The 8,422-nt window shown below is 67.8% G+C and carries 11 protein-coding genes; 5 read left to right on the plus strand and 6 right to left on the minus strand.

What is annotated here, in order from left to right; genetic code table 11:
* Positions 1-87: 87 nt before the first annotated feature.
* A complete protein-coding gene (locus tag FFS10_RS22190; RefSeq protein ID WP_137896773.1) occupies positions 88-591 on the minus strand; it encodes a DNA cytosine methyltransferase in 504 nt (167 codons plus the stop codon).
* A gap of 149 nt (positions 592-740) precedes the next feature.
* Between FFS10_RS22190 and FFS10_RS22195 the strand changes: the two genes are divergently transcribed.
* Complete coding sequence (locus FFS10_RS22195) at positions 741-1,043, plus strand: hypothetical protein (protein WP_137896774.1); 303 nt, start codon at positions 741-743, stop codon at positions 1,041-1,043.
* Between the two features lie 150 nt (positions 1,044-1,193).
* On the plus strand, positions 1,194-1,430 hold the full coding sequence (locus tag FFS10_RS22200; RefSeq protein WP_137896775.1) for a hypothetical protein: 237 nt from the start codon (positions 1,194-1,196) through the stop codon (positions 1,428-1,430).
* A gap of 14 nt (positions 1,431-1,444) precedes the next feature.
* Here FFS10_RS22200 and FFS10_RS23885 read toward each other — a convergent pair whose 3' ends face one another.
* Positions 1,445-1,855, minus strand: a complete 411-nt coding sequence (locus FFS10_RS23885) for a very short patch repair endonuclease (RefSeq protein WP_137896776.1) — start codon at positions 1,853-1,855, stop codon at positions 1,445-1,447.
* Between the two features lie 194 nt (positions 1,856-2,049).
* Between FFS10_RS23885 and FFS10_RS23720 the strand changes: the two genes are divergently transcribed.
* Positions 2,050-2,172 (plus strand): hypothetical protein, encoded by a 123-nt coding sequence (locus tag FFS10_RS23720; RefSeq protein WP_283957674.1) that lies wholly within the window; start codon positions 2,050-2,052, stop codon positions 2,170-2,172.
* Here the strand turns inward: FFS10_RS23720 and FFS10_RS22215 are convergent.
* The gene (locus tag FFS10_RS22215; protein WP_137896777.1) at positions 2,169-3,104 is read right to left on the minus strand and encodes a LysR family transcriptional regulator; all 936 of its coding nucleotides are present in this window, start codon (positions 3,102-3,104) and stop codon (positions 2,169-2,171) included. The two genes, FFS10_RS23720 and FFS10_RS22215, sit on opposite strands and share 4 nt — an antisense overlap.
* Positions 3,105-3,173: 69 nt before the next feature.
* On the opposite strand from FFS10_RS22215, the gene add reads away from it, so the two are divergent.
* Positions 3,174-4,244, plus strand: coding sequence for an adenosine deaminase (gene add / locus FFS10_RS22220; RefSeq protein WP_137896778.1), 1,071 nt, complete (start codon positions 3,174-3,176; stop codon positions 4,242-4,244).
* A gap of 32 nt (positions 4,245-4,276) precedes the next feature.
* Entirely contained in the window at positions 4,277-5,254 is a 978-nt protein-coding gene (locus tag FFS10_RS22225) for a Bug family tripartite tricarboxylate transporter substrate binding protein (RefSeq protein WP_137896779.1), read from the plus strand.
* A 22-nt stretch (positions 5,255-5,276) separates the two neighbouring features.
* Here FFS10_RS22225 and FFS10_RS22230 read toward each other — a convergent pair whose 3' ends face one another.
* The 3 genes from FFS10_RS22230 to FFS10_RS22240 form a co-directional block, all read right to left on the minus strand.
* The gene (locus FFS10_RS22230; protein WP_137896780.1) at positions 5,277-6,134 is read right to left on the minus strand and encodes a sulfurtransferase; all 858 of its coding nucleotides are present in this window, start codon (positions 6,132-6,134) and stop codon (positions 5,277-5,279) included.
* 1 nt (position 6,135) lies between these two features.
* On the minus strand, positions 6,136-7,023 hold the full coding sequence (locus tag FFS10_RS22235; RefSeq protein WP_137896781.1) for a DMT family transporter: 888 nt from the start codon (positions 7,021-7,023) through the stop codon (positions 6,136-6,138).
* A 77-nt stretch (positions 7,024-7,100) separates the two neighbouring features.
* Positions 7,101-8,234, minus strand: coding sequence for an aromatic ring-hydroxylating oxygenase subunit alpha (locus FFS10_RS22240; RefSeq protein WP_137896782.1), 1,134 nt, complete (start codon positions 8,232-8,234; stop codon positions 7,101-7,103).
* Positions 8,235-8,422 lie beyond the last annotated feature (188 nt).

Below are 8,422 nucleotides of genomic sequence, written 5' to 3' on the forward strand. Positions count from 1 at the left end.
CGGCCAGGTGAGCCATGTATCGATCGAATTCTTTGGATATGCCCATCGCACCCTCGTCACAGGGAAAAATGACGGGCATATCATGCCTTAATTTTTATGACACAGTAAGACTAGGCGTCCTTCAAAGCCGTGGTTGAGCATCTGGGGCACGTTCTCGATCACAAGGAACTTGGGGCCGAGGGCCTCCGCGACCTCGAGGTATCGCAACACCAAGTCGTTGCGTGGGTCGTGTGCGAGTTGGCTGTATCCGCTGAACTTGACGATCTTGCCTTCCTCGCGGTGCTCATTGCGGCGGAGTTGGGAGAAGCCCTGGCACGGCGGTCCACCAATCATTACGTCGAGGTCGCCTTTGGCGATGCTCCGATCCTTCAAGGCGTTGTGGATCGATTCCACATCGAGAAGGCGGATGTCTTTGCGGATGGTCGCAGGCGGAACATCGTCGTGGGCGTGGTTGAACTCGAAGGTCCGCAGAGCCTCGTCCTTCACATCGTTGCCAAAAGCGACGTTGAAGCGACCGGAGCGGGTGAAGCCGCGGGACGTCCCGCCGCAACCGCAGAAAAATTCCGCCAGAGAGTATTTTTTGGAGTTCATGGGCCGTTGGGTTAGACCGGCTATTGTCGCGCGATTGGCCTCTATTTTGTCGCGCGGATTGAGCCAGTCACGCGCGATAATTGCCGGGTTCGCCGCGCCGTCAGCCCAGACGTCTGCGCTAGCGCGGCGGAACCATTGGGTGGACGTCCATGAGGCACGAGACAGAGTTCAAGACTTTTTTGACGACAGAGAAGCTCAGCGCGAGGACCCAGCGGCCGTTTTCGGCCAAGGTCGCCTCCGACACAGTTAGTCGGTGCAAGACGGTGGAGCGGCTGTTGGGCGTTGAGCTGTCGGGCCGAACCATGGGCTCCGACGCCGCGGCGCAGAAGCTCTGCGCGCAGATCAAAGATGGCCGAGTCTCCTCCTCGGAGGCCAGGCCCTACGCGCACAACGAGTTGATTCTAGCGGTCAGGACCTATCGAGAATTCCTGGCTCTGCATGAGGCCAAGTGAATCGGTAGTTCAAAGGGGAGCGAAGTAAACAAAACAATCAAGTCGCCGGGCGGCATCACCGTCAGGTTCATCGAGGGCCTCAACGGCTTCAAGACGCAATACGGTTGTTGGCCCTCGACCGTGGAGGCGGAGGCAGAGACGATCGCTTTCTTGGCAACCGTGAGCCTTACGCTGCTTGGATTCTTTCTGGTGCAGTCGAAAGTGCATTTGGTCATTGGCTACCAAGGGAAAATCTTGGCCAAGAGCAACCCAGGCGATGTGTTCGACTACGGCGAAGATGGCACAGAGGGGCATAAGCACGACGCTCGCCAGTGGTTGAGCTGGACGAGGATTGATGCTCAATGGCCCGCCAGCACCGGCGCGTCAATGCGCGGCGGCGCTGTGTGAACCAAGCATCGCAGTCATAAGCCGTATCGGCGAAGCCGTCGAATGAGGTTCGACCGGCCTTTCAGGCTCAATTGGTGCTCCCAGATTCGGAGGGTGCGCCAGCCTCGCGCGCGTAGCTCCATGTTCACTTCCCGATCGCGAGCCTTGTTTCGTTGGACCTTAGCGTCCCAGTAGGCTTGGCTCGAGGAGGGGCGCCGGTAGCACTTTGGGCAACCATGCCAGAAGCAGCCGTCCACGAAGACGCAAAGGTTGTGGGCGCGGAATACGAAGTCTGGATTGCCCACGAGCCTCTCATTGCGCCGCCATCCGGTGATGCTAAGTTCTCGGAAGATGGCAATCAGCCGAACCTCGGTGGAGCGGTTGCCCTTGGAGCGCACGAGTCCCATCACTTTGGAGCGTTTGTCGGGAGACCAGATGTCCGTCATCGCAGTTCAACAACGTTTGGACTTGTCATCTTACCGGGGCGCCGCTTTCGCGCTTGCATGTCTGCTTCGAGTCTCCTCCTGCGCCAGCCCGATCACCGCCATCGCGTAGTAGCTGCTCCACTTGTAGCGCGTGATGGCGAGGAGGTGAGGGGGCGGTTGCGGCTGCGCAGGTTTTGCGTGCGCCAAACGGTGATGTGCTGAAGACTGCGCCAGGCATGGTGGTTCAGGCCGAGATCCACCAGGGGCGTCGCTCGGTGCTCGAGTACCTGCTGTCTCCGGTGCAGAAGGTCGCTCAGGAAGCGGGGCGGGAACGCTAGGCTGCGGGCGGACGCAGGGCCGCCAGCAGGTGAGCCAGGCAATCCTCGATCAGGGCCGGGCGCGGGCCGCCCGCATGGCGCAGCATCAGCGCCACGCGGCGCGCGATCCGGGGCGCATGCAGGGGGCGCACCACCAGGGTGTCCGGTGCCAGGGCCTGGGTGTACAGGCGCGAGATCACGCCCACCGCCAGGCCGCTGCGCACCAGGCTGTAGAGCGACTCACTGTAGAGCAGCCGGTCGGCCCGGCCCAGGTCCGCGCCATGCTGGCGCAGCATGCCCATGGCCAGCTCGTAGGTGCTGCCGCGCGCGAACAGGGCCAGCCGCTCGCCCGCCAGGTCCTGCCAGCGCAAGCGCGCCCGCCGCGTCAGCGCATGGCCGCACGGCAGCACCGCCACCAGCTCGTCCTGCGCTACCTCATGGGCCTCGATCTCGGGCGGCAGGTCCAGCGCCACGCCCAGCGCCAGGTCGACTTCGCCGCGCTGCAGCGCCGGCACCAGCTCGTCGTTGAGCGGGTCGTGCAGGCGCAGGTCCACGCCGGGGCGGGCGGCCAGCCATTGCGCCAGGGGCTCGGCGATCAGGTGCATGGCCGAGGGCAGGGCGGCCACGCGCAGGCTGCGGGATTGCCCGGCCAGCAGGCGGTGCAGCCCGTCCATGCCATGGCGCCAGCCGTTGAGCAGCCATTCGACCTGGGGCAGCAGCAGGGCGCCCTCGGGCGTCAGGCTCACGTGGTGGGTGCTGCGGTCCAGCACCGTCACGCCCAGCAACTGCTCGAGCTCGCGGATCGCGGCCGACAGGGCGGGCTGGGTCAGGGCCAGGGCCTCGGCGGCGCGGCGAAAGCTGGCGTGGCGCGCCACGGCCTGGAAGCTGCGCAGCTGGCGCAGCGTGGGCGCGCGTGACGGGACGGTGTCTTCGGGCAGGGGTGGTTCGGTCATAAATTCATATGATCAACTCATCAAATTAAATCACTTCCGTTATCAGTGTGCCGGCACTAGCATGGATCCATGCCCACCTTCCTGGCTCCTTCAGACCCGCTGTACGGCTTCCTGCTCCGCCTGCCCAAGGTCGAGCTGCACTGCCACCTGCTCGGCACGGTGCGGCGCGACACCTTCAGCGACCTGGTGCGGCGCGCCGGCGCGTCCATCAGCGAGGCCGAGATCGAGGCCTTCTACACCCGCGGCGAGAAGCCCGTGGGCGTGCTGCGCGTGTTGCGCGCGCTCGATGTCGAGCTGATCCGCAGCGCGGACGACCTGCACCGGCTGACCTACGAATACCTGCAGGACGCCGCGGCGCACGGCGTGCGCTACGCCGAGTTCTTCTGGAACCCCACCGGCACGGCCCGCATGTCGGGCCTGGCCTATCCGCAGGCGCTGCAGGGCATCGTGCGCGCCATCGCCGACGCCCAGGCCGACCACGGCATCACCGGCCGCCTGATCGCCGCCATCGACCGCGAGGCGCCGCCCGAGGCCGCCGTCGAGATGGTGCGATGGGTGACGGAGCACCGGCGCGAGGAGGTGCTGGGCATAGGCATAGACTACCGCGAGGTGGACCACCCGCCCGAATGGTTCGCCGAGGCCTACGCGCTGGCGCGCCGCGCGGGCCTGAAGACCACGGCCCATGCCGGCGAGTTCGGCATGCCCTGGACCAACGTGCGGACCGCGGTGGAGCTGCTCAAGGTGGACCGCATAGACCACGGCTACACGGTGGTCGACGCGCCCGAGTTCGCGCAGCGCTGCGCCGAGGCCGGCATCGTCTTCACCGTGGTGCCGACCAATTCCTACTACCTGCGCAGCCTGCCGCCCGAGCGCTGGGCGCAGGAGCACCCGATACGCCGCATGCCGGCGCTGGGCCTGCGCATCCACCCCAACACCGACGACCCGACCCTGCACCAGGTCACGCCCACCCAGGCCTGGGGCATGATGCTGCGCGACTTCGGCTTCGGCCTCGACGAGCTGCGCGGCTTCATGCTCAACGGCCTGGACGCGGCCTGGATCGACGAGGCCACGCGGCGCGCCTGGCGGGCCGACTTCACGGCGCGCTTCGACGCGCTGCGCGCCGGGATCGTCACGCAGTGATTCCCATCTCTTTGCCTTCAGGAGTTCCATCCATGCTGCCACGCCGCACCCTCTGCCTGTCCGCCCTGGCCCTGGCCGCCGCCCCTGCGCTGCAGGCCCAGCCGGCCTGGCCGGCCGCCAAGCCCATCACCCTGATCGTGCCCTTCAGCGCCGGCGGCAGCGTGGACGTGACGGCGCGCCTGATCGGCCAGAAGCTGGGCGAGCGGCTCAAGCAGTCGGTGGTGATCGAGAACGTGGCCGGCGCGGGCGGAACCATAGGCGTGGCCAAGGCGGCGCAGGCCGCGCCCGACGGCTACACCCTGGTCATGGGCGCCGACAGCCCGGTGGCGATCGCGCGCCTGATCAACCCGGCGGCGGTGCGCTACGACACGCTCAAGGACCTGGCGCCGATCGGCCTGGTCAACACCGCGCCCATGGTGCTGGTGGCCCGGCCCGGCCTGCCGGCCGAGACCCTGGCCGACGTGCTCAAGCTGGCGCGCGCCAAGCCCGGCCATCTGAGCTACGCCACTTCGGGCGTGGGCACGGTGCTGCACCTGGGCATGGAGCTGATCAAGGAGCAGGGCAAGGTCTTCATCACCCATGTGCCCTACCGCGGCGGCGCGCAGATCGTGAGCGACGTGGTCGGCAACCAGGTCGACCTGGCCCTGCTCATCAGCGTGACGGCCACGCCCAACATCCTGGCCGGCAAGATGAAGGGCATCGCCGTGACCGACGACCGGCGCCTCGCGGCCCTGCCCCAGGTGCCGGCGGTGGCCGAGTCGGCCGGCTTCAAGGGCTTCGACATCGTGTCCTGGACCGGCCTGTTCGCGCCGGCGCGCACGCCGGCCGCCGTGGTCGAGCGCCTGAACCACGAGCTCAACGAGGTGCTCAAGTCCGACGAGGTTCGGACCAAGATGCAGGAGCAGGGCGCCCTGGGCGGCAGCGGCGGCGCGGCCGAGTTCGGGCGCTTCGTGCAGCGCGAGCAGGCGCGCTACGCGCAGATCGTCAAGACGGCCAACATCCGCGAATAGGCCGCCTGAGGAAGCCGGGGGGTCAGCCCTGGGCGCAGGGCAGGCCCGGCGCGCGGCACCACTCGCTCCAGCTGCCCGCATAGAGCGCGGTGGGCCCCAGGCCCGCGACCTCCATGGCCAGCAGGTTGGGGATGGCGCTGACCCCGCTGCCGCAGTGGTGCACCACCGTGGTCGGGGCGCGGCCGGCCAGCAGGGCCTCGAACTCGGCCTTGAGCTGCCCGGCGGGCTTGAATCGGCCGTCGGGCTGGAAGTTGTCCTGGAAGGGCCGGTTCAGCGCGCCGGGGATATGGCCGGCCACCGGGTCCAGCGGCTCCATCTCGCCGCGGTAGCGTGCCGCGCCGCGCGCGTCGATCAGGGTCTGCGCCGGCCGGCCGAGCTGCTCGGCCACACGCGAGGTGCTCGCGAGCATGCGCCGCTCCAGGGCCAGGCTGAATTGGCCGGCCGCCCGCTCGGCGCCAGGGCCGTTTTCTACGGCGCCGCCCGCGGCCTCCCAGGCCTGCAGGCCGCCGTCGAGCACGGCCACGGCCTCGTGGCCGGCCCATTTGAGCATCCACCACAGGCGGCCGCAGTAGTTGCAGCCGTTGCGGTCGTAGACCACGGCCTGCATGTCGTTGGCAAAGCCGACGCGCGACAGCCAAGCCGCGAAGGCCTCGCGGCGCGGCAGCGGATGGCGGCCGCCGTTCACCGCTTCGGCAGCGTCGTGCGCGCTGAGGTCGCGCTCCAAGTGGGCCTGCACCGCGCCAGCGACATGCGCATGGGCGAACAGGGCGTCGGCGGCGGCCGGGTTCATCAGGTCGAAGCTGCAGTCGAACACCATCAGCGGCTTGCCGCCGGCCTGCAGGGCCTGGAGCTGCGCTACCGAAATCAATGTGTCGTACATGTCAGTGCTCCTCGGCGGGTGGGTTGGGCAGGGCGCGTGCGCGCAGCGCGGTGGCGGCGATGCCGCTGGCGATGATCAGGGCCATGCCAGCCCAGCCCAGCAGGGGGATCTGGTCGCCGAACAGGAACATGCCGAACAGCGCCGCGAACACGATGCCCGAGTATTGCAGGTTGGCGACCACCAGCGTGGCGCCATGGCTGTAGGCGCGCGTCATGCACAGCTGGCCCAGGGCGGCCAGCACGCCGATCGGCAGCAGCCACAGCGCCTCGGGCCAGGTCCAGGCGCTGGCGCCGGTGAACAGCATGCCGATCGCGCCGGCGACCATGGCGCCGATCGAGAAGTACAGCACGGTGCGCGCCTCGGGCTCGCCGATCCGGCCCAGGGCCGCGACCTGCAGGTAGGCGAAGGCCGCGCCCAGGCCCGAGAGCAGGCCGATCAGGCCGGCGAACAGCTGGTTCTGATCGAGCGTGGGGCGCAGCATCATGACCACGCCCGCGAAGCCGCTCAGCACCGTCAGCACGACAGGCCCTTGCTTGCCGATGTCCGAAAGGCGCCCCATGACCAGGGTGCCGCCGACCAGGAAGGCCGCCACCCAGACTCCGCTCATGTAGTTGAGCGTCATGGCCGTGGCCAGCGGCAGGTGCGCGATCGCGTAGAACCAGGCGCTGAGCGAGAGCACGCCGACGATGCTGCGCCACACATGCATCATCGGCACCCGGGTGCCCAGGGTCACGCCCTGGGCGCGGCACAGCGCCGCCATGAAGGCGATGCCGACCAGGCCGCGGTAGCAGACCAGCTCCACCGTGTGGAAATGCGCCGAGGCGAACTTGATGCACACGCTCATGCTCGCGAAGAACAGCGAGGCCAGGATCATCCAGGAGGCTTGCACGCGGGGGAGTCCTCAAAAAAGAAAAGGCCTCCAGCCCCGGCGGGCGGGGCGGAGGCGGGGCAGGGGGAGGGCGGCGCTCAAGCGGTAGCGCGAAGCCCCATGGCCTGGCGGTACCACTCGTGGAAGTGCTGCATGCCGTCTTCCATCGGGCTCTGGTAGGGGCCGACCTCGTTGTCGCCGCGCGCCATCAGCGCGCGCCGTCCGGCGTCCATGCGCTCGGCGATCTCGTCGTCCTCGATGCAGGTCTCCATGTAGGCGGCCTGCTGGGCCTCGACGAACTCGCGCTCGAAGGCGACGATTTCCTCGGGGTAGTAGAACTCCACCATGTTGAGCGTCTTCTGCGGCCCCATGGGGTGCAGCGTGGAGACCGTCAGCACATGGGGGTACCACTCGACCATGATGTGAGGGTAGTAGGTCAGCCAGATCGCGCCGAACTTGGGCGGCTCGCCGCCGCGGTACTTGAGCAACTGCTCGTGCCAGCGCTGGTAGACCGGGCTGCCGGCCCGGCCCAGGCGGTTGGCCACGCCCACGGTCTGCACCGAGTACTCGGGCTTGAACTCCCAGCGCAGGTCGTCGCAGGTGACGAACTGGCCCAGCCCGGGATGGAAGGGGCCGACATGGTAGTCCTCCAGGTAGACCTCGATGAAGGTCTTCCAGTTGTAGTTGCACTCGTGCAGCTCGACGCGGTCCAGCGCGTAGCCCGAGAAGTCGAGCTCGGCGCGCGGGCCCATGTGGGCCAGATCGGCGCCGATGTCGCGGCCGTTGTCCTCGAACAGCAGGCCGTTCCACTCGCGCAGCTTGTAGTTGTTGAGGTCCAGGCAGGGATCGTGCGCGAAATGCGGCGCGCCCAGCAGCTGGCCCTGGGGCGAGTAGGTCCAGCGGTGCAGCGGGCAGACGATGTTGCCTCCCGCGCTGCCCTTTTGCTCGGCGTGGAGCGAGCCGCGGCCCTTGAGCATCACGGCCTGGCGGTGGCGGCAGACGTTGGAGATCAGCTCCACGCCCTGCGGCGTGCGCACCAGGGCCCGGCCCCCGCCTTCCTGAGGCAGGGCATGGTAGTCACCCATCTCGGGCACGGCGAGCTGGTGCCCCACGTAGCGGGGCCCGCGCTGGAAGAGGAGCTTCAGCTCTCGCTGGTGGAGCGCCTCGTCAAAATAGCTGGAAACTGGTAGTTGGCTTGCGGCCTGCTGCAGTTGAAGACTTAAATCAGACATGGGTGACCTGACCTAGAGACTCCCCCTATGAAGGGGCAGGTAGTAAGCGCTTCGATCCGAAGAAAGGTGCGCGGTAAAAAGCCGGTCGGGCCGGCTGCAGGACCGGGGATTGTACCCCCCCGGGGGCCGGACGCGCCTGGTCTGGCGGGGCCGGCCCCCGGGGGGGTACAATCCCCGGTCCTGCAGCC

This window comes from Ramlibacter sp. 2FC, from assembly GCF_005503345.1.
Classification (GTDB): Bacteria; Pseudomonadota; Gammaproteobacteria; order Burkholderiales; family Burkholderiaceae_C; genus SCMQ01.